The following is a 24336-nucleotide window of genomic DNA, read 5'->3' as shown; positions in this document are numbered from 1 at the left end:
ACTATTAAACTCCCAATGTATTTAGTTATATGAGATTACTTTTTACCCTACTGGCTATTTGCCTTATAAGCATTAGCGGGTTTTCGCAGGAGCAGGATATTGTCACAGGTAAAGTTCTTAATGCTGCCAATGATATACCTTTGGAAAATGTTCACATTGTGAACCTTAACCAGGTAAAAGGAACAACTACTGCATTCCCGAAGGAGATTTTGAACTACCTGCAACAGTTAACGATACCCTTTATTTTTCTTACCTGGGTTTTCGAACAATTAAGGTGAGAGTTACAAACGACTGGTTGAAATATGGAGTGGTAAAGGTTAAAATGACCGAACTGGGTATCGCCTTGGAAGAAGTGACTGTTAAACCCATCCAGCTTACAGGATATTTGGAAATAGATGTAAAAAATATTCCTATATACGAGAATACACGTTACAGCATATCAGGATTAAATGCGGGATACGAGGGAGGAGACCAATCCCCTTCTGCCGCCACAAAGGTTCTAGGGGCAATTTTTAATCCTGCTGATGCACTTTATAATTTGTTTGGGAATAAACCCCGGCAAATGAAAAAGTTGAGACAAATGAAGCAGGATGATGAAATTAGAGATCTTCTAAAGTCAAAATTTGACCGCCAAACTTTGGCAGCCGTACTTCAAATTACTGATGTTGAAATTGAGGAGATCTTAGCGCGTTGTAATTATTCCAAAGATTTTATGCGGGATGCTAATGACCTCCAAATTCTCGATGCGATTAGTGGATGTTATGAGGAATATAAAGTCCTTAAAAGATAGAAAAAGAGCTCCTGAAAAGGGGCTTTTTAATTTTTAGCCTCAAGAATTGTTTTCAGGTTTTTTAGTCCTTCTTCCAGCTTTTCTCCATAGGCTTTATCTACAGGATGAACCAAAGAAATTACTGAAAGCGGAAAGGCGAGTCCTCCCCTTACACCCCATACAATTTTGGTTTTGTTGTCTTCCATCTCCTTTAGACCCTTGTATTCCAGGAGCACCAATCGAAAGGGTTTTACAATTAAAAACCTTGTTTCAATAATTTTTCCCTGGTTGAGCTTTACGATCTTTTGCGTACCCTCATAAAAAGTTTTATGTCCTTTCCAATATAGAAGGGCATCAAGCTTCCCGTCATCGCCCCGGTACTTAAGAATTCCATTAAAATTATTAAAAAACCACGGCATCCATTGTTTCTCTTTCTTGAGTTGCCTTACGAGATTATAAACTTCTTCTTTGGGGCGGTTGATTACAGTTGTCCTGCTTATATCAAACTCTTTTCTGGCCCAGGCGTGGAGAAACGCAAAAAAAGTAATGATCGCAATGAAAATGTAAAAAATGAGGGTCATTAAAAATTCTTTAGCGACATTAAAAGTAGAAAATTACACATTATCATGAAATCTTTTGATTAATTGAGGTAAATTTTTAAAACTTTTACCCAACCATTCAAATTTAATTTCATTTTTCTGATTTTCAGATAATTCCCATTTCACTTCACTTCTGCGTAACCGCTGTGTTATTTGCTGAAGTATAATTGCTGCCGAAACTGAGATATTTAAACTATCTGTAAAACCAACCATGGGGATCTGCAGGTATTCATCCGCTTCATTAAGTATTTCTTCTGATAATCCATTTTTCTCTGTACCGAAGAAGATTGCAGAGGGTTTTGAAATATCAAAGTCAGCTAAATTACTGGCTGTCCCGTGAGGCATTGTGGCAACTACCTGGTAACCTTGTTTTCTTAAATGTGCTACACACTCTTTACTGGAATGGTGACGGTTTAGACTCACCCATTTTTGAGCTCCCATCGCAATTTCCCTGTCTATTTTGCGCCTGTTCCTCTCTTCGATCACATGAATGTTTTGAACGCCAAATACATCACAACTCCGTATTACAGCACTGGTGTTATGTAACTGGTAAACGTCCTCAGTAGCCACCGTAAAATGATTGGTTCTCTGCGCAAGTACTTTATCATAAAGAATCTTCCTTTCGGGCGTGAGGAGATTTTCAAGAAAGCTTATTAGTTCGGGGTTTGCCATGTTTTATATAATAAAAGAGCTGCCCGGTATTGCAGACAGCCCTTCAGCAAAATTTTTAAAAATTTCCTATTTCTCAAAATCTTTGAGAGTGCGGGTAATGATCTCAACACAATCCAGTAACTGCTCTTCACTCATAACCAGGGGTGGTGCAAACCTAATAATATTCCCGTGAGTAGGTTTGGCCAATAATCCATTTTCTTTTAAGGCCATACAAATGTCCCAGGCGGTAGAACTGTCTTCAGTATCATTGATGAGGATCGCATTAAGCAATCCTTTTCCTCTCACTAAATTTACAATTGAAGAACTCCTAATGTAATCATTCATTTTTCTTCGGAAGAGGTTTCCTAATTTTTCAGCATTATCGGCTAAATTTTCATCTTTGACTACTTCCAAAGCAGCCATAGCCACCGCACAGGCCACAGGATTACCTCCAAAAGTAGAACCGTGTTGTCCCGGCTTTATTACATCCATCACATTATTATTTGCAAGAACAGCAGAAACAGGATAAACTCCCCCGGAAATTGCTTTTCCCAGGATCAAAATATCCGGCCGTACATTCTCGTGATCCACAGCGAGTAACTTTCCGGTACGGGCAATACCCGTCTGCACTTCATCTGCAATAAAAAGAACATTATGTTTTTCACACAAAGCTTTTGCCCTGGTAAGATAACCTTCAGAAGGAACATACACTCCCGCTTCTCCCTGTATTGGTTCTACCAGGAATGCTGCAATATTACTGTTGTTATTTAAGGTTTCCTCAAGGGCTTCAGTATTATTATAAGGGATCTTCAGGAAACCCGGAGTATAGGGGCCAAAGTTTTTTCGTGCACCTTCATCATTAGAAAAAGAGATTATAGTTGTTGTCCTTCCGTGGAAATTATTTTCACAAACGATTATTTGTGCTTCTCTTTCATCAACACCTTTCTTTTCGTAAGCCCATTTTCGGGCAAGTTTAATAGCAGTTTCAACCGCTTCTGCTCCGGTATTCATAGGAAGCAGTTTGTCGAAACCAAAGTATTCTGTAGCATACTTTTCATACGGGCCCAGCACATCATTATAAAAGGCCCGGGATGTGAGGCCTAATTTTAAAGCCTGCTCATGCATTGCCCCTACTATCTTTGGATGGCAATGTCCCTGATTAATTGCTGAATAAGCTGAAAGAAAATCATAATATTTTTTACCTTCTACATCCCACACATGAACGCCTTCTCCCTTGCTGAGAACCACGGGCAACGGATGATAATTATGTGCTCCATGTTTATCTTCAAGATCAATCGCCTGTTGTGATGTCGAAATTTGTTGTAATTGCATTTTTGTTATTTTTGTTTTCTATTCCAGTTATTCCTACTTGAATTTCTTCTGAAAAACAGAAAAAATTACCGGAGAGAAATCATCCCCTTGCATATCACGCAAATTACTAAATGTTCTACGAAATTTATAATCAGCTCCCTTTAAAATCTTCTCAATTGTCCTATTTTTGCGCTATGGGAAGAAAGAATAAAAACAAGCTATTTGAAGAACTTGAAATCACTGGCGCCGGAGCAAAAGGTAAAAGTATTGCCAAAGCACCCGATGGCAAAGTGGTTTTCATAAACAATGTAGTTCCCGGTGATATTGCAGATATCCAGACGACAAAGAAGAAAAAATCTTTCTACGAAGGAACTGCGGTAAAGATTCATAAGTTTTCAGATAAACGTGTAGAACCTGTATGCTTAAGCATTTTGGCACCTGCGGTGGCTGTAAGTGGCAGCATATGGGGTATGAACACCAGCTGTTCTATAAGCAACAGGAAGTAGAGAACAATCTCAGGAGAATTGGTAAAGTTGAGCTCCCTCCTTTTATTCCCATCCTGGGAAGTGAGGATATCTATTTCTACCGCAATAAAATGGAATTTTCTTTTAGTGACAGCCGCTGGCTTACGCTGGAGGAAATTAAGAGTAACAGGGAATTTGAAGACAAAAATGCACTGGGCTTCCATATTCCTGGGATGTGGGATAAAATTTTAGATATAAAGAAGTGCCATTTGCAGGAGGATCCCAGCAATGCCATCAGGAATTTCGTTAAGCATTTTGCTATTGCAAATGAAATTTCCTTTTTTAATACCCGCGATCAACACGGCCTGTTAAGAACTTTAATGATACGCACCTCTTCTACAGGGGAACTAATGGTGGTGGTGCAATTTTTTGCTGAAGATGCTGTTAAAAGAACTTTGCTATTAGATAATATTGCAAAAGAATTTCCGGAGATAACTTCTTTACAATATGTCATCAATTCCAAAGGAAATGATACGATCTATGATCAGGATGTGATCTGTTATACAGGTCGTGACCATATATTTGAAGAAATGGAAGGGCTGCAATTCAAAATTAACGCCAAATCCTTTTATCAAACAAATTCCAAGCAGGCTCACGAACTGTATAAGATCACAAGAGATTTTGCCCGGTTAACAGGGGAAGAACTGGTTTATGACCTTTATACGGTACGGGTACAATTGCCCAGTTTGTTGCACGTCACGCCCGGAAGGTTGTTGGAATAGAAGCTGTACCTGTAGCAATTGAAGACGCGAAACAAAATGCCGAAAGGAACAACATCACTAATACCGAATTTTTCGCGGGTGATATGAAAAAAGTGTTTACCCGTGAATTCATCGACCGCCATGGAAAACCCGATGTTATAATAACTGACCCTCCAAGGGACGGGATGCACAAGGACGTAGTTGATCAAATTATTGGTATCTTGCCCGACCGTATTGTTTATGTGAGTTGTAATTCGGCCACACAGGCCCGGGACCTTGCTTTAATGGACGAATATTATCGGGTAGTAAAAGTTCAACTTAGTGGATATGTTTCCACAAACTTTTCATGTAGAAAATGTGGTATGCCTAGAAAGAAGATAAAAATATTAGCTTTAGCTGGATTGTTCCTCCTTATGCCCCTTGCACAAAGTTGCCAAAGAGATGATATTTGCCCGGCTGCCACACCTGTAACTCCCCTGCTCAAAATTGCATTTTTTGATGCGGAAGAACTGGATGTGCCCAAACCCCCTGTGAATCTTAGGGTAAAAGCAGCCAGGTTATGATTCCATTTTTGTAAACAGGTATAATGATGACGTTTTAAGTATTCCACTTAGACCAGATCTTGATATTTCTGAATACGAGTTTACAATTAATGCTCCTGCCATTCCTACAGATGATGAACAGGAAGAACCTAACGATAATACGAATATGGACAAAATAATTTTTTCCTACAGCAGGGAGGAAATATATGTCAACAGGGCCTGTAGTTACAAGGTTCATTATCTCGGGTTGCAGGCAAGATTAGATCAGGATGATAATAGATGGATAAATCGTATAACCGTAAATGAAGCAAATATTGTAAATGAAACAGACTCAACTCATATCTCTATTTACCATTAATATTTTTCTTTTTTTTATTGGTACTATACAGGCGCAGGCTGTTTTGGATACTATTAATTATGAAGAACGTTACGGTCTTAGAGTAGGAATAGATCTTAGTAAACCTTTGCGTAGCATCCTGCAGGAAGATTATCGTGGTTTGGAAATTATGGGAGACTACCGGGTCTACGATAACTACTATCTGGCTGCCGAAATAGGTAATGAACAGTTACCTTTTAAAGGAGACAATCTTAGCGTTACAGCCAATGGCAGTTACATAAAACTGGGAGCAGATTATAATGCTTATGATAATTGGGCAGGAATGGAAAATGCAATTTACGCCGGATTGCGTTACGGTTTTTCAACCTTCTCCCAAACCCTGGAGAGCTACTCTATCTACAGCAGGGAACAATATTTTCCACCTACAGTAATTGAAGGGCCCTTTGAATCTTCAGGTTTAACTGCAAGCTGGATAGAACTTGTTGTAGGTTTAAAGGTAGAAATCCTGCACAATTTATATCTTGGCGGGAATGTTCAGCTCAAAAGAATTGTAACCCAAAATTCTCCTTCCAACTTTGATAATTTGGTGATTCCCGGCTTTAACAGGACCTATGACGATAGTTCTTTTGGAGTAGGTTATGGCTACAATATTTCTTACCTCATTCCGCTTTACAGAAAAGAAAAAGATTAATCTTCCTCGTTTTTAATCTTATGAAGCTTTTTTGTGCCTTCATAAATATCATACTTCAGGAATTTAGATTCCAAAGCCCCATTAAATAATTTTATTTTTCTTGAAGGTCGTAATCCAACGTTTTTTATAGCTTCCAGATTGGAAGTTATAAACCATGCCTCTGTACCTGGATAATTCTGCTTTAAAGTATCTCCAATATTTTTATAGAATGCTTAAGCATATTTATGTCAAGACGTTCCCCATAGGGTGGATTAAATACCATATGCAGTCTACGTTCACTTTCCTTTTCACTTTCAAAAAAATCCTGCTGTTTTACCGAAATGAATTCTGAAAGGTTTGCATTTTCCACATTATCTATAGCTTTATGTACAGCCGAAGGTGCAGTGTCATAACCACTAATATTGAAATGGAAATCCCTTACTTTTTTAAGAACCGACTCCTCTATTTTCTCATAAAGATCTACATCCCAATCTTTCCACTTTTCAAAAGCAAATTCTTTTCTGTTTAAATTTGGGGGTATATTACAGGCTATCATTGCTGCTTCAATAAGTATGGTCCCGCTTCCGCACATGGGATCGAGAAAATCACACTGCCCATCCCATCCAGAAAGTAAAAGTAAACCCGCCGCCAACACTTCATTAATTGGAGCAATATTTGTGGCGGTTTTATAACCTCTTTTGTGCAGAGACTGCCCGGAACTGTCAAAACTTAAGTTACAAAGATCATTTTCTATATGAACATTAATTCTAAGGCTGGGAAAATCAAGATCCACATCTGGCCGGGATCCAAATTTTTCACGAAATCTATCTACTATAGCATCTTTTGTTTTCTGCGCTATATATTTAGAATGGGTAAACTTTTCTGAATGAACAGTAGCATCAATCGCGAGGGTGTCGCTAACCTCCATTTCCTCTTCCCATGCAATTTTTTTAACCTCATTATACAAATCATCTTCATTGTTAATTCTAAAAGATTTAAATGGCTTGAGAATTTTTATTGCGGTGCGAAGACTTAAATTGGCTTTATACATAAAACCTTTATCTCCAGTAAATTTTACATTTCTCGTTCCTTCCTGGATATCCATCGCTCCAAGAGAACGTAATTCCTTAGCCAGAATGGGTTCAAAACCATAAAGGGTTTTGGCCACCATTTCAAAATTATTTCCCATATGTAAAAGTTCTTCTCCGGCAAAAATACGTTAATTTTGTGCCATATAATAATTACAGCCAGGCCAGAATCCTTAGTTTTACTGGTTCTTACTGAAAATTTGTCGTAGAATATTATAGAACCTACTACTTAATAAATGATCTATATACTACCCTTACTTGCTGTAATTTTAGGTTACATCATCGCAGTGTTTTTAAAACCCCATTCTTCATTAAGTTTTAAGCTGTTACTGGCGTTTAGCGGCGCTTATTTGTTATCCTTAACTGTGTTTGAACTTCTTCCTGAGGTATACGAAAACGAGGATCATTCTATAGGTATTTTTATAATGGCGGGATTGCTTCTCCAAATAATCCTGGAATTTGGATCAAATGGTGTTGAACACGGGCATATACATTCCCATGGTAATACTACAAGCTTTCCTTTTGCTTTACTTATTAGCCTCTGTATTCACGCTTTCCTGGAAGGTTTTCCTCTTAACACCAGTGATCATTTGCTTTACGGCGTTATAATTCATAAAGTACTTAGTTGCTGCGATTCTTTCAACTTTCCTTATCCAGTCAGGAATAAAAAAATCAAAGGTTATTTTATTTCTGGTAATTTTCGCTTTAATGACTCCTTTGGGAAGCTGGTTTCAACGCTTTGAAGAATTGCATCAATATGAGCATTATATTAATGCAGTGGTAATTGGTATTTTTCTACATGTTTCAACTACTATATTATTTGAGGCATCAAAAAATCATACTTTTAATGCCTCCAAGTTACTTGTAATAATTTTGGGGATTTTATTAGCTTATTTATTATAATGTTCAGCCGGGAAGAATCAAAAAAAATACGGGAAGAATTTTGGACCTCCTTCGGAAAAGAGTTTCCACGGAAATGGATTTTGTATAACACCCAAATAAAAGATTTGCAATTAAAATTCACCTTCACAAATCAGGCTGCAAGAGTTTCTTTGGATCTAACCTCAAATGATGAAATACTGAGAGCATACTATTTTGAGAAGCTTCTCTCCCTGAAAAATATTCTTCTTACTGAATATTTACCCGATGCTGAATTTCTGGAAATAAATACATTGCCTGAAGGAAAAGTTATTTCTACCATTTTTGTAGAATTAAAGAAAGTAAATATCCATAACAAAAAAGATTGGCCTCCTGTAATGGAATTCCTGGAAGACAGGATGAACCTCCTGGAAAAATTCTTTTTGGAATATTCTGATTTTATCGCAGACTGAATTAATGAATAACCCGGATAACTGTTTCAAAAGTTGAATTTTTAAAGTTTCCGCGGAAAATTTTCAGAATTCCTGGTTTGACCTGAAGGGTATTCAACTTATCCGGAGGATATCGTCTCATATAAAAAATGGTTGCCTCCTTTATAAAGTTGCCTGGCAACTGTTAAAATAAATTGTTGCCTTGGCGCTTTCTGCAATGTTACTCAATAATCCTGGATTAAAATCTCAGTGGGGATATGCAATTTGGCATTCAGTTTTCTAATCATTTCCAAAGTCGGTTTAAGCTTTTTGTTCATTATTTCAATAACCCGACTTCTAAAACCAGTCATCCCGACCAAATTCTTTTGTTTCAGCCCATTTGCTCCATTCTAAAATTGATCGTAAAAATTGGATCAGGCATCCCGATTGGGAACTTTTCATTTTTATAGTGGTCGATAAGGATTGCTAAAATTTCCAGTTGGTCACCTTCATCAGTTCCTCTTTTTCACATCAAAAATAACTTCCAAATGCTCAAGTGCTTTTAAGTAGTGCACTTCATTTTTAATTTTTTTTGCGTTAATCTTATCGTCTTCTGCGGGCGTTCCACTAAACCTTATACACGCAAGTTGATACTTAATATAAATTTAAAAGTCAGACTATAATCGTTAGCAACAAGAAGCTAAATTAAAAAAGGTGACACTGATATTTAATCTGCACCACCATTTAATAATTTATTTTTTTCAGAATTAAGGTTTGTCCTGGGAAAGCTCATCTACATCTTCAAAAAATTGATTTTGTAGTTTTAAAGTTTGTGTATCTTCCTTAACTGCTTTTAATGCTTTGGTTAAAGCTTCAATTTTATGATCTGTTAGAAGTTTTCCTAACTCTTTAGTAGCTTTATCTCCTTCTCCGGCATAATGATTAGGATAAGCGGCATACCACCATATTCCTGTATAAATATTGGGAATTCCCGGCAATCTTTTTTGATTTTCTCCAGACTCCTGTTTAGCCCTATCCAACTGAACCAAGTCGGGACGCAAATAGAGTAAGGCTGAAGTTTCATTTTCTCCGCCATGTTGATCCCCCGCGGGATCTGATTTTCTCATACTATTTACCTTCTCCTGAAAAGCCTGATCATGTTGTGGATCAAAAAAATAAACTGCATAATCCTTCTTCTCATCCAATTGAGTTTGAACAAAATATCTCAGCATCTGTGGATTGCCTCCATGCCCATTCACAATTAATATTTTTTCAAAACCATTTCTTCCTAATTCCTCACATGTAGCTTTTAAAAGTTCAAATGCAAGTTTATCGGGTAGGGCAAATGTCCCAGGGTGATTTTTTGCTTCATTAATTTGACCATAAAAATATTCCGGAAAGACAACGGCATATTCATTCTCAACAGCACCCATTGCCCACGCCCTCACATTTATAAGATCTGAACCAATAGGGGCATGAGGTCCATGCTTTTCCAAGATCCCAATAGGTAAAATTATTGTCTTTGAAGATTTTTGCAGGGCAAGTGACCAGTCACTTGCAGTAAGCTCCTCCCACCGAGCCGGAATATCCTGGGAGTATAAATTTGTTGATAACAATAACCCCAGTAATAGTATAATTCTCATAGTATAATGTGTTTTAGCTGCACATCAATATAATGAATTTCAGACTAATTGTAAATAACAATCTGATATCTTACATCTTATAGTGGTTATATTACCAATTGAGAAGTATAGGTTGTTTTGTATGTCGTCACGGATTGCAAATCCGCGCCCACTGTATTATCATTATCTAAGGTTGTCGCGGATTTTCAATCCGTGACAGTATTTCGATTTACTGCATAAAAAAACCCTTCATCGAATCGATGAAGGGTTTTCAAAAAGAAGGCGGCGACATACTCTCCCACAATACAGCAGTACCATCTGCGCTAACGGGCTTAACTTCTCTGTTCGGAAAGGGAAGAGGTGAGCCCCGTTGCTATAGCCACCTTAAATCTTAAAGTAGTAGTGAGATATTAGTAGTGAGTAGTGAGACAAAATCTCAATACTCAATTCTCAATACTAACTTCTAATAAGTTAACATATAAGGAAATAAACAAAAGAAGAAAAACGATGATATTGTAATAGAATAAATGAGTTTTAGGTTATCCTGTCCCGGTATTGCTACCGGGACGGGTGCACTAAGCTTTACGGATTATTAGTACCACTCGGCTATGACATTACTGCCTTTACACCTATGGCCTATCAACGTGGTAGTCTTCCACGATCCTTTAAAGAAATCTCATCTTGTGGTGGGTTTCGCGCTTATATGCTTTCAGCGCTTATCCCTTCCCAACGTAGCTACCCAGCAATGCTCCTGGCGGAACAACTGGTGCACCAGAGGTTAGTCCAACTCGGTCCTCTCGTACTAGAGTCAGATCCACTCAAATTTCTAACGCCCACTGTAGATAGAGACCGAACTGTCTCACGACGTTCTGAACCCAGCTCGCGTGCCACTTTAATGGGCGAACAGCCCAACCCTTGGGACCTTCTCCAGCCCCAGGATGTGACGAGCCGACATCGAGGTGCCAAACCCCCCCGTCGATGTGAGCTCTTGGGGGAGATCAGCCTGTTATCCCCGGCGTACCTTTTATCCTTTGAGCGATGGCCCTTCCATGCGGAACCACCGGATCACTATGCTCTACTTTCGTACCTGATCGACCTGTATGTCTCTCAGTCAAGCTCCCTTTTGCCATTGCACTCTACGCACGGTTACCAAGCGTGCTGAGGGAACCTTTAGAAGCCTCCGTTACTCTTTTGGAGGCGACCACCCCAGTCAAACTACCCACCAAGCATTGTCCCCCGTGTTGCGGGGTTAGGCTTCAAACAAGTAAAGGGTGGTATTTCAACAATGACTCCACGACGCCTGGCGACGCCGCTTCAAAGTCTCCCACCTATCCTACACATCACTTGTCCAAAGTCAATACTAAGCTATAGTAAAGGTGCACGGGGTCTTTTCGTCCCACAGCGGGTAATCGGCATCTTCACCGATACTACAATTTCACCGAGCTCATGGCTGAGACAGTGTCCAGATCGTTGCACCATTCGTGCAGGTCGGAACTTACCCGACAAGGAATTTCGCTACCTTAGGACCGTTATAGTTACGGCCGCCGTTTACTGGGGCTTCAATTCAATGCTTCGCACGAATGCTAACATCTCCTCTTAACCTTCCAGCACCGGGCAGGTGTCAGGCCCTATACATCATCTTTCGATTTAGCAGAGCCCTGTGTTTTTGATAAACAGTCGCCTGGACCTCTTCACTGCGGCCCACATTGCTGTGGGCGACCCTTCTCCCGAAGTTACGGGTCTATTTTGCCTAGTTCCTTAGCCATGAATCTCTCGAGCACCTTAGAATTCTCATCCCAACTACCTGTGTCGGTTTGCGGTACGGGCTGCCACCACTCGCTTTTCTTGGAAGTCGATCCGCTGGATTATCACGCCAGCCGAAGCCTTTGTGTACTATCGCCGTGTTACCACTGGCTTCAACGCACTATTCCGTCAGTGCGCACCAACTTTTCGCCTCCGTCACTTTTAACGTGGGGCAGGTACAGAAATATTAATCTGTTGTCCATCGACTAACCCATTCGGGGTCGCCTTAGGTCCCGACTAACCCTCAGCTGATTAGCATAGCTGAGGAAACCTTAGTCTTTCGGTGTGCGGGTTTCTCGCCCGCATTATCGTTACTTATGCCTACATTTTCTTTTGTAACCAGTCCAGCAAGCCTCAAAGCTTACCTTCAACCCTGTTACAATGCTCCCCTACCACTCCATATCTAAATATGAAATCCATAGCTTCGGTAGTATATTTATGCCCGATTATTATCCATGCCGAACCGCTCGACTAGTGAGCTGTTACGCACTCTTTAAATGAATGGCTGCTTCCAAGCCAACATCCTAGCTGTCTGGGCAGTTCAACCGCGTTTTTTCAACTTAATATACATTTGGGGACCTTAGCTGATGGTCTGGGTTCTTTCCCTCTCGGACATGGACCTTAGCACCCATGCCCTCACTGATCTAAAACATTTTATAGCATTCGGAGTTTGTCAGGAATTGGTAGGCGGTGAAGCCCCCGCATCCAATCAGTAGCTCTACCTCTATAAAACTATTAAATCGCTGCACCTAAATGCATTTCGGGGAGTACGAGCTATTTCCGAGTTTGATTGGCCTTTCACCCCTACCCTCAGGTCATCCCAAGACTTTTCAACGTCAACGGGTTCGGTCCTCCACTATGTGTTACCACAGCTTCAACCTGCCCAAGGGTAGATCACACGGTTTCGCGTCTAACACTACCAACTATAGCGCCCTATTAAGACTCGCTTTCGCTACGGCTCCACATCTTAAATGCTTAACCTTGCTGGCAACGTTAACTCGTAGGCTCATTATGCAAAAGGCACGCCGTCACCCCTAAAGGCTCCGACCGCTTGTAAGCGTATGGTTTCAGGATCTATTTCACTCCGTTATTCACGGTTCTTTTCACCTTTCCCTCACGGTACTGGTTCACTATCGGTCTCTCAGGAGTATTTAGCCTTAGCGGATGGTCCCGCCAAATTCATACAGGGTTTCTCGTGCCCCGCACTACTCAGGATACCACTATGGTTTATGATCTTTACCTATACGGGACTATCACCCTCTATGGTCACTCTTTCCAAAGTGTTCTAATTCATAACACAACCAATGTCGTGGTCCTACAACCCCACGCAGCCCGTAAGCTACGTGGTTTGGGCTAATGCGCGTTCGCTCGCCACTACTTGCGCAATCACTTTTGTTTTCTTCTCCTCCGGGTACTTAGATGTTTCAGTTCCCCGGGTTCGCCTGCCTTTCGGCATACTATATCTTCAATATAGTGGGTTGCCCCATTCGGATATCTGCGGATCAACCTGTATGTGCCAGTCCCCGCAGCTTTTCGCAGCTTATCACGTCCTTCATCGCCTCTGAGAGCCTAGGCATTCCCCATACGCCCTTATTTAGCTTATGTGCTTTTTACCTAATATGCTCTTGTCCTTATAAACAGCCGTGCAGCATGTTTATAAAAACGATTTTATTCTATTATTCTATCTACTTGTATAAATACAAATTCGATTTTTCTCGTATTCTTTATTTCCCAATATGTCAATGAACGTTTCTCTTAGTAGTGAGTATTTAGTAGTGAGTAATGAGATAAAATCTCAATTCTCAATTCTAGTATCTCAATACTAAAAACAGTGGAGAATATCGGAGTCGAACCGATGACCTCCTGCGTGCAAGGCAGGCGCTCTAGCCAGCTGAGCTAATCCCCCAAATCAAAAATGAAATTCCAAAAAAACTAAAATTCCAAATTCCAAAAAGGATAGGCATCCCAACTTCTAAAATTTCCTTTCAATAATTGTAATGAACTTATGTCTCCAGTTCAACTTTGAACTTTAAACCTTTAACTTTAAACTCCGCCCCTGGGCGGTAGTAGTCTCAGGCAGACTCCCTTCGATGCGGCACTACCGTGCCTTACTCAGGATAAACTTCTCGTCTGCTTCGACTTGTAGTCTCAGGCAGACTCGAACTGCCGACCTCTACATTATCAGTGTAGCGCTCTAACCAGCTGAGCTATGAGACTGCTTCTTTTTTTAAGAGACAAGACTCAAGAGCCAAGAGTCAAGACAAAAGTCTTACTTCTTGTTTCTTACTTCTTGTTTCTCTTTAAATTATAAATTAAAATCGACAGCTAAATTAAGACCAAGGAGTTCCTCTTTGAGAACCTTTGATAATTGCGCTTTGCTCTTTAATAAGCAAAAGCTCTAGAAAGGAGGTGTTCCAGCCGCACCTTCCGGTACGGCTACCTTGTTACGACTTAGCCCCAGTTACTAGTTTTACCCTAGGCGGCTCCTTGCGGTGACCGACTTCAGGTACCCCCAGCTTCCATGGCTTGACGGGCGGTGTGTACAAGGCCCGGGAACGTATTCACCGCATCATGGCTGATATGCGATTACTAGCGATTCCAGCTTCACGGAGTCGAGTTGCAGACTCCGATCCGAACTGAGATAGGGTTTATAGATTCGCTCCTCTTTGCAAAGTGGCTGCTCTCTGTCCCTACCATTGTAGCACGTGTGTGGCCCAGGACGTAAGGGCCGTGATGATTTGACGTCATCCCCACCTTCCTCACGGTTTGCACCTTAGCAGTCTTGTTAGAGTTCCCGACATTACTCGCTGGCAACTAACAACAGGGGTTGCGCTCGTTATAGGACTTAACCTGACACCTCACGGCACGAGCTGACGACAACCATGCAGCACCTTGTAATCTGTCCGAAGAAAAAGGTGTTTCCACCCCTGTCAGACTACATTTAAGCCCTGGTAAGGTTCCTCGCGTATCATCGAATTAAACCACATGCTCCACCGCTTGTGCGGGCCCCCGTCAATTCCTTTGAGTTTCATTCTTGCGAACGTACTCCCCAGGTGGGTTACTTATCACTTTCGCTTAGCCACTCAGTCCGAAGACCAAACAGCTAGTAACCATCGTTTACGGCGTAGACTACCAGGGTATCTAATCCTGTTCGCTACCTACGCTTTCGTCCATCAGCGTCAGTATTTTATTAGTGATCTGCCTTCGCAATCGGTATTCTATGTAATATCTATGCATTTCACCGCTACACTACATATTCTAACCACTTCATAAACACTCAAGAATAACAGTATCAATGGCAATTCTACAGTTGAGCTGCAGACTTTCACCACTGACTTATTATCCCGCCTACGGACCCTTTAAACCCAATGATTCCGGATAACGCTTGGATCCTCCGTATTACCGCGGCTGCTGGCACGGAGTTAGCCGATCCTTATTCTTACGGTACCGTCAAGCTCCTTCACGAAGGAGTGTTTCTTCCCGTATAAAAGCAGTTTACAACCCATAGGGCCGTCTTCCTGCACGCGGCATGGCTGGATCAGGCTCTCGCCCATTGTCCAATATTCCTCACTGCTGCCTCCCGTAGGAGTCTGGTCCGTGTCTCAGTACCAGTGTGGGGGATCTCCCTCTCAGGACCCCTACCTATCGAAGTCTTGGTAAGCCGTTACCTTACCAACTAACTAATAGGACGCATACTCATCTTGTAGCCATAAATGTTTAACCTAAAAACAATGCTGTCTCTAAGTACTATGGGGTATTAATCCGGGTTTCCCCGGGCTATCCCCCTCTACAAGGTAGATTGTATACGCGTTACGCACCCGTGCGCTTAGTCGCCACCATCCGAAGACGTGCTGCCCCTCGACTTGCATGTGTTAAGCCTGCCGCTAGCGTTCATCCTGAGCCAGGATCAAACTCTTCATCGTTAATCTTTAAATAAATTTACAATTACTAAGGTCGATTCATCTCTTACCTAAATAAGAAACGCTCAAAACGAATTCTCTAGTCTTAATTTAATTTCTTTGCTTTAATCCCGAAGAATTAAAACGCGCTGTCAATTTCAATATATCAATGAACTTTGCCACATTGTGGCTTTTGTAAAAATAAAAGGACTCGAACCTTTTTCTCTCACCCACCCGGGATTTCTTATTTTCAGTAACTCTTAAAGAACTCTCGCTCGTTTTTAAAGCGGCTGCAAATGTACAACAACTTCTTCTTACCAGCAAAACTTTTTTTGAAGTTTTTTTTGAGGAAATTTTTTGTAGAACGTTCCGCCGTTTTTACAATAGCGGGGTGCAAATATACACCCGATTTTCTTTCCACCAAAAACTTTTTTAAAGTTTTTTTAAGAAGCGGCAGAGACTATTCTCCCTACATTTACTCCCACTCCAGTATTCAATGAACTTCCCGCTCTTTTTGAAGCATTACCCTCTCTCTAAGCGGCTGCAAATATACACCGCTTTTTTTCTTTCCCGCAAATAAAATCTTTGGATTTAATCCCTCTTTTTTAACTCCAAATCTTAATGCTTTGATCCTGTTGTTTTTGAACCTGAAACTTTAACATTTGAGGAGGTCGGGGGAATTTCAAAATTAGAAGCAGGAACAATCTCAAGGCTGGGGTTAGCCACTAATGCACTAATGCAGTTTATACCCACAACTCAGGTACTCTTAGTATCTTCTGATTATTAATTTTAATAATTTTAAAAAGAAGTTATGTCATCCTACATCTCCCTTAAGAAACTTCCCGTCGGCATATAGCAGCGGTCGCTTTTATAAAGCCACCAGCTTTTTCAAACTATAGCAGAAATCCCGAACAGAAGGAAAATCTATAACATTATAAACAGGGTTCCACACTTATCCCAACCTTATGATAAAATTCCGGTAAGGTTGACCTAGTGCAGAAAAGTGTAAGAATTTATCGTGATGTGGTGCTGGAAGTCCATTTATTCTCCAGTTCCATAAAATTAAAATCCAGTGCACTGGGTTGCGGCTCCAAAACTTTTGCCTGGAAAGAACGTTGTAAGATATCTTCAATTAAATAATCTTCCTTATTGGTCCTCGGGTTGTATTCCTCTTTTAATGAAATATCAAAAAGACTGGCGGTGGAATTATACCAGAAAGCTCTCCAGCCACTTTTCAAATTTTTAATTAGATCATATGCAGTTACCCCGGTTTGCCTGTGTATCAATTTTACCAGGATCTGTCCTTCAGTGCGGGTTAATTTTTTAAGTTCAGCAGAAAACTGATCTTCAATATAGTCCTGAACAATTTTAGTGTAGCGTTTCCTGTCTCTCTTGGATTTAATTTGATCCAGGCGGGAATTTAATTCCACCAATCTTTCAGACGCCAGTTTGGCATATGGATAAACCTTACGGGTCTTCCTTCTTAGTATAAGATAATCCCTTCGCTCCTTTTCCGATTTAAATTTGAGCCTGCTAAGGATCCTCACCTCTTCAAGGTCAATGGCCTGTCTTAAAATTGTATCTCCAAGTATAATAAAGTATTCTTTATCTATAGTATCTGTAACAGGATCTGGAACCTGAGCCCGGACGCCTGTAAAAATAATAAAGAAAATTCCAAAAATTAATAGCCTCAACATATAGCATTTAGGTTATACTATTCTAACTAAAACCGTTCCAAATTTACAATTATTGCTCTTGCCATACATTTAATTCTTACTAAATTCGTGCAAAATTAAAATACAATGAAAGAAAAAGAGATACTCGATAAAAACTCCATAGAATTTCTTGAAAAGTACCTGAATAATGCATCTCCTACCTAGCTATGAGTGGGAGGGGCAAAAGATCTGGATGGATTACTTAAAGCCTTATGTAGATGAATTCATTACCGACACTTATGGTACTGCCGTTGGTGTTATAAATCCTGAAGCAGAATTTAAAGTGGTAATTGAAGGTCACGCCGATGAAATTTCGTGGTATGTTAATTATATTACCGATGATGGATTGATCTATGTTATACGTAACGGCGGGAGTGACCACCAGATCGCGGCATCAAAAAGAGTAAATATCCATACCAAAAAAGGAATTGTAAAAGGTGTTTTTGGATGGTAAGCAATTCATACCAGGGATAAAGAGAAGGAAACCCCTCCAAAAATGGATAATATTTGCATAGACGTGGGATGTGCAACAAAAGATGAAGTACTTGCTCTTGGAGTTCACGTAGGTTGTGTTATCACTTATCCAGATGAGTTTTTTATCCTAAACAATAATAAATTTGTAAGCCGGGCCCTTGATAACAGGATTGGAGGTTTCATGGTTGCGCAGGTAGCCAGACTACTAAAGGAGAATAACAAAAAATTGCCTTTTGGATTATATGTCACCAACTCTGTGCAGGAAGAAATTGGTCTTAAAGGGGCTGAAATGATTACCCAGCGTATTAAACCAAATGTAGCCATAGTGACAGATGTTACTCATGATACCACTACTCCAATGATCGAGAAAAAGACAAACGGTTATGCAAAAATTGGAGAAGGACCTGTTATTACTTACGCGCCTGCAGTACAAAATAAACTCCGGGAACTTTTAATTGAAACTGCTGAAGAGAAGAAAATTCCTTTTCAAAGAGCAGCATCCTCCCGCTGCACCGGGACTGATACTGATGCTTTCGCCTATAGCAATGGTGGAGTAGCATCTGCTTTAATTTCTTTACCCTTAAGATATATGCACACCACTGTAGAAATGGTCCAGAAGGAAGATGTAGAAAATGTGATCAGGTTAATTTATGAAAGTATTTTACAAATTAAAGATGGAGATACTTTTAGTTACTTTGACTAATTAGCGTACATATTAGAATTTTTATACTCCTTTTGGTTTATCTTAAAGGAGTATTTTTTTACCCTAAAGTCAACTTTCACAATTCTTTACCATTCATCTAACGCAATTCAATATATCTTTCGAAAAAAATGCAATGACGCTTTCTCCTGAGGATATAACGACAATTCTTGAAAATCCAATTGAGGCTATAGAACTTACGAACCTGGTTTATGTATCAGAAAACAATCTTTCAATCCATCGAAAAAAGGTGGGCAGAGGATTTACTTACATTAAAAAAGGGGAAAAAGTTACAGATCCTGCTACCCTGGACCGAATTAAAAAGCTTGTTATCCCTCCAGCCTGGACAAATGTTAGAATTTCACGTTTTAAAAATGGTCACCTGCAGGCTGTAGGAAGAGATGAGAAAAAGCGTAAACAATATCTTTACCATCCTCTATGGTCTAATCTTAGAAACCAGACTAAATTTTTTAAGATGGCTAAGTTTGGAGAAAAGCTCCCGGCAATACGCCAGCAGGTGGAAAAAGATCTCGACCTGCCAAAAATGACCAGGAAAAAGGTCATGGCACTGGTAATAAGGTTAATGGAGGAAACCCATATTAGGATTGGGAATGCTTATTACGCAAAGCAGAATAAGACCTATGGCCTTTCCACCTTAAGGGCAAGACACGTTAAAACTTCCAAAAACAAAATGAAGTTTGAGTTTGTGGGTAAAAAAGGAAAGGAACATTCTATTACTATAAGAAACAAAAAGCTTGTAAAACTGGTTAACCAATGTGAAGAGATCCCGGGATGGGAGTTATTTAAATTTTACGATGAAGACGGAAATAAACATTCTCTGGATAGTGGAATGATCAATGAATATATTCAGGAAATTAGTTGTGACCAATTTTCAGCAAAAGATTTTAGAACCTGGTCCGCCTCTAAGATATTTTTTGAAACCCTTTATGAAATTGGTTATACTGAAGATGAAAAGGAGAATAAAAAGAATATTCTGAAAGCATACGATGCAGCCGCAACAGGTCTTGGGAACACCAGAACCGTTTGTAGATCCTATTATGTACATCCCCGTATAGTTGAAAGCTACGAAAATGGTGAAATACTAAAATATTTTTCAGAAATACAACCTTCAGAAAAAAAGGATTATACCAGCCTTTCAGCCAGTGAAGATAAAATGCTGGAACTTATTGGAGATTATAAAATTGAAATATAGGCATCCTACAAATACATCTTCTGACAATAAAAAAGAAAACCCACTTTTTTACAGTGGGTTTTTCTATTATCCAATCCTGCTTACCCTACATAGAGGATGGATAAATAACATTATAATCTACAGCCTTTACCGGGGGAAGATTAGAATTATAAGTTTCATTAATAGCGGCAATAAATTTATTAGCAAGATAAGCATAACCACGAGCTGTGGGGTGAACGCCGTCCAGGGAGAAAGCACCGCCAAAGACCAGTTTTGAATTCAGAAAATATTCATCAAATGCTACTTCAGAATCTGCCAGTTGTACAAGAATAGAATTCACATCAACAAAGGCAAGACCTTTAGCTTCTGCCAGGGATTCTATTGTTTGATTATAGGCTGCAGTAGCCTGTAGAACTTCCTCCTGTTCAGCTTTAGTTAAAACCCATTTATCTGCCAGGGGAACAGAAACCCCATTGATCATTTGGGGATTGTCGCCTGCAGTAGTCCCAATAAATGAAGCAGCGGTAAGAACAATTAGATCCTCATCTGTCACCATTCTGTAAGAAGGTATTCCTAAAGCGCTAAGGTTAGTTAAATTTTCATCTTCAATTACCACTGCATTTTGTCCTTCTGCAAAAGAAATCATGCGCGCCTGCGCTTCTTCTGCATTAATTAGGTTATTAGCCAGGGCTAATTGTAAGCCACCGTTATATTGAGCGTACCCGTTATTTAAAGCAGCTGCTGTAGTAGCATCGAGAGGGACAGGCTTGCGGGGAACAGTTGTAAAATATGGCAGAGAGGTGACATTTGGAATATTAGCCACCACACCGTCTGCACCATTTGCCGTAAGTGCGTCTAAAAGAGTAGAATATACCTGGGCGAAAACATTAGGATCTGTAATATCATTACTTCCATAAGTGGAAGGATCAAAATTTCCTGTTTGATCTACTCCTACCCCACCGCTTGTCGCATAAGAAAGTACATCATTGTTTCCAATCCAAAGGGAAAAGAAGGTAGGATCCTGAGCTACGGCATCTGCCAAAACTGTTGTTGCTGGACTGCTGGCAAATCTTACAAAATAAGGATTGGATTGTCCCGTAGCAACTCCCGCCACATTGCCATAACCCGGAGCAAGTAAATGAAAACTTTTTGCTCCCGGAACTCCCATATTATTAAACGGGCCTGATAAGGTACTTGTAATTTCGGTTGTAGGTGTTGCTGTTAATCGTTGTGGACCAGATCCATTAAAGAAAAGCCTTGGCTCCTGGATCACATTTCCTCCCAACAATAATCCACCAATATTATCATTTATTAACGGCTGTGTAAATTCCCCGCCTCCTGTAAGTTCAAACTGCTCTGCCAGTATGTTTGGAAGTGAATTTTGCTGACCTGCGAGAAACAGGGTTCCATCAGTTAATCCTGCTGTTAAGCTATTACCTAAAGCCACATAGTGTGAGAAATCTGCCGAGCCTGAAGTATATTCTCCCGGCTCCACAATAATTGTTCCCGAGTCATCATCAGAACTACAACCTGTCACCACTCCCACCAGTAATAGTAAAAGCCATTTATAATTATATATTTTCATTAGATTATATTTTATGTTCAATTAAAAATCTTTTCAGCTTAAAAAATTTAAAATTAAAGATTGTTGAATATTAGAGATACGTAATACTGCTGACCTATTAAGCTAGGTTCCAAAAGCGGTAAAATAATCATCTCCTCCTATATTTGTCGCTCCCAATTTTATCATTGATTTCCAGGAGGGAATGGTATAGTTTACCTGCGCATCAACCACCGAGAATGAAGGAACTATTCCATCAGCAAAACTCGCCTGCCATAAATAGGAATCGCTCCACCTGTAGTTAATATTAAAGCCCAGGTTGTTATAAACTGAAGTATTTCCAAAGGAAACTTTCACTTTATGTTTTGGAGTATTGAAATTGGTCCTGAAATCGGGAGCAGAAGCCTGGTTAAAATCTTCTTCAGAATAGGTGTAATTTCCTTCCAGGTCATAATTCCCAAAGATCTTTGAACTAAGTCCAATAGAACCACCAAAGGATTTCACATCGGCCGGAGAATTGGTATAAGCCTGAAAAGCCTGCTAGTCCCCGCGTGCCACAGCCTGCATAGCTTTTGCTCTCTCACCATCATTGCCGTTTACATCTCCATAAAAAGGAACTATAACCGTTTCCTGTGAAATAAAGTCCTCATAAGTATTATAATAAGCATTTAGATCAACAATCACTCTACCTGCCCTTCCTCTGTACCCAACTTCAAAAGCAGTTACTTGTTCAGGCTTTACAATGTCTACGTTTGCCGCCTGGGGAGCTCCGGCAAGAACAGATGCCGCAGAAAAAGAGTTTTCATAAGTAGATCTTCCTGTAATGGTAATGGAATCCCTTTCCATTTCGACAGCTCCGGCTTCACTTAAGGGAAAATTTCTAACATATCGGTCAAGATTAGCTTCAGCCGATCCAATTAAAATTGCTCTCCCTGCATCCAGCCCAATAAAGAGATCCTGAGTGGTAGGGTATCTAAATCCGGTTTGTACCGAAGCTCTTATGTTATGATTCCTGTTAGCGCCTGCCGTATAAGCTGCGGATAGTCTGGGAGAGAAATTACCTTCAAAAAGTTCAGATTTATCATATCTTATGGAACCTAGGTTAATTTTAATCTTTCGTCCAAAAGGTTTTTCTGAATTTGAGTGTAGATACCATACTCCTCATATGTGATTGGCTCATTATAGTCTGTAAAAATGGTACCATTTGAATTTAACCTATACTGCCGGAAAGATCCCCCTACCTGTATATCGGCAATGTCTCCCGTTAAATGTGTAAAATTATAATTAGCATCGGCATGTCTTAACTGGGATTGATCCTGGAACTGAGAACCCGAACTTAAACTGGGATCTGTAGTTACTTTGTTGAAGGCCTCTTCGAATTCCGGGGTTCCGGGAATTAGTCTTCCGGTATCTGCAGTTTGCCTTGCAATACTATGAGCCTGCTCAGCACTAACTTGCTAAGGTGCTTTGAATAAATGCGCCCGCATATTGACCAAACCATTGCTGGTCAGACTTCCATAACCTATTTACATTGATGGCTGTAAAACGCATATCATAGGAATCTCCCGCATCTTCATCTGTTATGTAACCTCTAAGGAAAAAATTAGAATTTTGAAATTCCAGTTTATGTTGTTGCAGAAAGAAATTCTTGAGAGCATACCTGTTTGCTCCCTGATAAATAGTAGAACCCCAACCTGCTTTTCCCACATAACTTATTTCAAAATCATCAGCAAATGGCCTGTAATGAAGAGCTCCATCAAATTTTATACTTTCGGCCTCATAATCTGTTAAAGAAGATTCAAGATAACCAGTACGGGTTACTAATGAAGTAGGAAGAAGATTTTCTGCGCCGGAAGGAATGAGACCATTAGCAGCTAATTGTTCTCCTACCCCTCTAAGATTTACAGAAAAGTCATCTCCATACACATTAAGCCCATCGTAATTAGGATTAGACCTGTTACTTCCGGAATTCAAAATATCTTCTTCGCTTACAGCCCACCAGTCGGTTCCTGTTAAATAGGAGAAGTTTACTTTTGCAGCAAATTTTTCTGAAAATTTATGGGCTGCCCTAAGCCCGAGGTCTGTAAAAGAATTCGTTCCCGCTGCGTCCTGAACAGTAACTCCTTGTTTTACGTACGCACTAACTCCCGGAAAATCAAATGGATTCTTACTGGTCATAAATAGAATTCCATTGAAGGCATTGGCACCATAAAGAGCAGAAGATGCACCTGGAAGTAATTCAATACTGTTTACATCCAACTCTGTCATCCCTAAAAGATTACCCAATACAAAATTAAGTGCGGGTGAAGCATTATCCATTCCATCTACCAACTGAACAAATCGGGTATTAGCAAATGTGGCAAACCCTCTTGTGTTTACAGATTGAAAAGTTAAACTATTGGTATTAACATCTACTCCTTTTAAATTTTCAAGACCTCCATAAAAAGAAGCTGCTGTTGTATTTCGAATCTCTCTTATGCCATAGCGCTCAATAGTTACGGGTGACTCAAAAATCCTTTCGGGAGTACGGGAAGCAGATACAACGATTTCGTCAAGAGATGTACCTTCAACTAAGGTGATGTCTACTACCTGGTTATTTCCAGTAATCCGCACGGTTTGGGTTTCATATCCCACGCTGCTTATGGTTATATTGAAGGGAGGTTCCTTATCAATTATAAGACGAAAATTCCCGTCAAAATCTGTAACCGTCCCCTCAGTCGTCCCGGTTACCAGAACATTGGCTCCTAACAAGGGTACATTGTTATTATCTACAACAGTTCCCGTAACAGTAGTTTGTGCAGAAACAGAGAAGCAGAAAGTCATAAGGAAAAAAGTGAAAATCGATTTCATACTTTATTATTGGATTGTTAAAATAGCTAATCCAATATA

At 40.0% G+C, this 24336-nt stretch carries 11 protein-coding genes, 2 tRNA genes, 3 rRNA genes and 7 pseudogenes; 9 read left to right on the top strand and 14 right to left on the bottom strand.

Annotation, left to right across the window (positions count from 1 at the left end; genetic code table 11):
* Positions 1 to 29 precede the first annotated feature (29 nt).
* A pseudogene (locus tag LZ575_RS01460) lies at positions 30 to 790 on the top strand (carboxypeptidase-like regulatory domain-containing protein).
* Between the two features lie 26 nt (positions 791 to 816).
* Here LZ575_RS01460 and LZ575_RS01455 read toward each other — a convergent pair.
* The 3 genes from LZ575_RS01455 to rocD all read right to left on the bottom strand — a co-directional run bounded on the left by LZ575_RS01455 (position 817) and on the right by rocD (position 3351).
* The gene (locus LZ575_RS01455; RefSeq protein WP_235327880.1) at positions 817 to 1350 is read right to left on the bottom strand and encodes an SRPBCC family protein; all 534 of its coding nucleotides are present in this window, start codon (positions 1348 to 1350) and stop codon (positions 817 to 819) included.
* Positions 1351 to 1383: 33 nt separating this feature from the next.
* On the bottom strand, positions 1384 to 2040 hold the full coding sequence (locus LZ575_RS01450) for an RNA methyltransferase (protein ID WP_235327878.1): 657 nt from the start codon (positions 2038 to 2040) through the stop codon (positions 1384 to 1386).
* Between the two features lie 66 nt (positions 2041 to 2106).
* Complete coding sequence (rocD, locus tag LZ575_RS01445; RefSeq protein ID WP_235327877.1) at positions 2107 to 3351, bottom strand: ornithine--oxo-acid transaminase; 1245 nt, start codon at positions 3349 to 3351, stop codon at positions 2107 to 2109.
* Positions 3352 to 3524: 173 nt separating this feature from the next.
* Between rocD and rlmD the strand changes: the two are divergent.
* The 4 genes and pseudogenes from rlmD to LZ575_RS01425 all read left to right on the top strand — a co-directional run bounded on the left by rlmD (position 3525) and on the right by LZ575_RS01425 (position 6125).
* Positions 3525 to 4936: pseudogene (gene rlmD, locus LZ575_RS01440) on the top strand (23S rRNA (uracil(1939)-C(5))-methyltransferase RlmD).
* Positions 4918 to 5118: a hypothetical protein gene (locus tag LZ575_RS01435; RefSeq protein ID WP_235327875.1), complete on the top strand. Its 201-nt coding sequence runs from the start codon at positions 4918 to 4920 to the stop codon at positions 5116 to 5118. The pseudogene rlmD and the gene LZ575_RS01435 overlap by 19 nt, the downstream one beginning before the upstream one ends.
* Positions 5119 to 5122: 4 nt before the next feature.
* Entirely contained in the window at positions 5123 to 5455 is a 333-nt protein-coding gene (locus tag LZ575_RS01430) for a DUF6452 family protein (RefSeq protein WP_311196084.1), read from the top strand.
* A complete protein-coding gene (locus tag LZ575_RS01425) occupies positions 5418 to 6125 on the top strand; it encodes a DUF6048 family protein (protein ID WP_235327873.1) in 708 nt (235 codons plus the stop codon). Before LZ575_RS01430 ends, LZ575_RS01425 begins: the two co-directional genes overlap by 38 nt.
* Here LZ575_RS01425 and LZ575_RS01420 read toward each other — a convergent pair.
* A pseudogene (locus tag LZ575_RS01420) lies at positions 6122 to 7293 on the bottom strand (class I SAM-dependent RNA methyltransferase). The gene LZ575_RS01425 and the pseudogene LZ575_RS01420 overlap by 4 nt on opposite strands.
* 135 nt (positions 7294 to 7428) lie before the next feature.
* Between LZ575_RS01420 and LZ575_RS01415 the strand changes: the two are divergent.
* A pseudogene (locus LZ575_RS01415) lies at positions 7429 to 8095 on the top strand (ZIP family metal transporter).
* Positions 8095 to 8523 (top strand): DUF4268 domain-containing protein, encoded by a 429-nt coding sequence (locus tag LZ575_RS01410; RefSeq protein ID WP_235327871.1) that lies wholly within the window; start codon positions 8095 to 8097, stop codon positions 8521 to 8523. The pseudogene LZ575_RS01415 and the gene LZ575_RS01410 overlap by 1 nt, the downstream one beginning before the upstream one ends.
* Positions 8524 to 8726: 203 nt before the next feature.
* Here the strand turns inward: LZ575_RS01410 and LZ575_RS01405 are convergent.
* From LZ575_RS01405 to LZ575_RS01370, 8 genes and pseudogenes are all read right to left on the bottom strand, one after another.
* A pseudogene (locus LZ575_RS01405) lies at positions 8727 to 9083 on the bottom strand (type II toxin-antitoxin system HigA family antitoxin).
* Positions 9084 to 9248: 165 nt separating this feature from the next.
* A complete protein-coding gene (locus LZ575_RS01400; protein ID WP_235327869.1) occupies positions 9249 to 10124 on the bottom strand; it encodes a creatininase family protein in 876 nt (291 codons plus the stop codon).
* Between the two features lie 256 nt (positions 10125 to 10380).
* A 5S ribosomal RNA gene (gene rrf, locus LZ575_RS01395) occupies positions 10381 to 10490 on the bottom strand.
* A gap of 184 nt (positions 10491 to 10674) precedes the next feature.
* Positions 10675 to 13512, bottom strand: a 23S ribosomal RNA gene (locus LZ575_RS01390).
* Positions 13513 to 13738: 226 nt separating this feature from the next.
* Positions 13739 to 13812, bottom strand: a tRNA-Ala gene (locus LZ575_RS01385).
* 237 nt (positions 13813 to 14049) lie between these two features.
* Positions 14050 to 14123, bottom strand: a tRNA-Ile gene (locus tag LZ575_RS01380).
* Between the two features lie 185 nt (positions 14124 to 14308).
* Positions 14309 to 15829 (bottom strand): 16S ribosomal RNA (locus LZ575_RS01375).
* The 16S, 23S and 5S rRNA genes sit together here with 2 tRNA genes alongside, the layout of an rRNA operon.
* Before the next feature lie 989 nt (positions 15830 to 16818).
* Positions 16819 to 17502 (bottom strand): DUF4294 domain-containing protein, encoded by a 684-nt coding sequence (locus tag LZ575_RS01370; protein WP_235327867.1) that lies wholly within the window; start codon positions 17500 to 17502, stop codon positions 16819 to 16821.
* A gap of 105 nt (positions 17503 to 17607) precedes the next feature.
* Here LZ575_RS01370 and LZ575_RS01365 point away from each other — a divergent pair.
* Together LZ575_RS01365 and LZ575_RS01360 are read left to right on the top strand one after the other, a co-directional pair.
* Positions 17608 to 18697 (top strand): annotated as a pseudogene (locus tag LZ575_RS01365) (M42 family metallopeptidase).
* Positions 18698 to 18830: 133 nt separating this feature from the next.
* Positions 18831 to 19907 (top strand): DNA topoisomerase IB, encoded by a 1077-nt coding sequence (locus LZ575_RS01360; protein WP_235327865.1) that lies wholly within the window; start codon positions 18831 to 18833, stop codon positions 19905 to 19907.
* A gap of 85 nt (positions 19908 to 19992) precedes the next feature.
* On the opposite strand, the gene LZ575_RS01355 is transcribed toward LZ575_RS01360, so the two are convergent.
* Positions 19993 to 21471: an SGNH/GDSL hydrolase family protein gene (locus LZ575_RS01355; RefSeq protein WP_235327863.1), complete on the bottom strand. Its 1479-nt coding sequence runs from the start codon at positions 21469 to 21471 to the stop codon at positions 19993 to 19995.
* Between the two features lie 53 nt (positions 21472 to 21524).
* A pseudogene (locus tag LZ575_RS01350) lies at positions 21525 to 24297 on the bottom strand (TonB-dependent receptor).
* Positions 24298 to 24336: the final 39 nt, after the last annotated feature.

The sequence above is a fragment of the Antarcticibacterium sp. 1MA-6-2 genome, from assembly GCF_021535135.1.
GTDB lineage: Bacteria > Bacteroidota > Bacteroidia > Flavobacteriales > Flavobacteriaceae > Gillisia.
Note: the sequence above shows the minus strand (reverse complement) of the source record. Positions and strands in the feature narration are given on the sequence as shown.

What these genes read in the sequence shown, in the direction of transcription:
- LZ575_RS01360 (WP_235327865.1), top strand. Translation starts at nt 18,831, where the DNA reads ATGACGCTTTCTCCTGAGGATATAACGACAATTCTTGAAAATCCAATT.
- LZ575_RS01410 (WP_235327871.1), top strand. Translation starts at nt 8,095, where the DNA reads ATGTTCAGCCGGGAAGAATCAAAAAAAATACGGGAAGAATTTTGGACC.
- LZ575_RS01370 (WP_235327867.1), bottom strand. Translation starts at nt 17,502, where the DNA reads ATGTTGAGGCTATTAATTTTTGGAATTTTCTTTATTATTTTTACAGGC.
- rocD (WP_235327877.1), bottom strand. Translation starts at nt 3,351, where the DNA reads ATGCAATTACAACAAATTTCGACATCACAACAGGCGATTGATCTTGAA.
- LZ575_RS01400 (WP_235327869.1), bottom strand. Translation starts at nt 10,124, where the DNA reads ATGAGAATTATACTATTACTGGGGTTATTGTTATCAACAAATTTATAC.
- LZ575_RS01425 (WP_235327873.1), top strand. Translation starts at nt 5,418, where the DNA reads ATGAAACAGACTCAACTCATATCTCTATTTACCATTAATATTTTTCTT.
- LZ575_RS01455 (WP_235327880.1), bottom strand. Translation starts at nt 1,350, where the DNA reads ATGACCCTCATTTTTTACATTTTCATTGCGATCATTACTTTTTTTGCG.
- LZ575_RS01435 (WP_235327875.1), top strand. Translation starts at nt 4,918, where the DNA reads ATGCCTAGAAAGAAGATAAAAATATTAGCTTTAGCTGGATTGTTCCTC.
- LZ575_RS01450 (WP_235327878.1), bottom strand. Translation starts at nt 2,040, where the DNA reads ATGGCAAACCCCGAACTAATAAGCTTTCTTGAAAATCTCCTCACGCCC.
- LZ575_RS01355 (WP_235327863.1), bottom strand. Translation starts at nt 21,471, where the DNA reads ATGAAAATATATAATTATAAATGGCTTTTACTATTACTGGTGGGAGTG.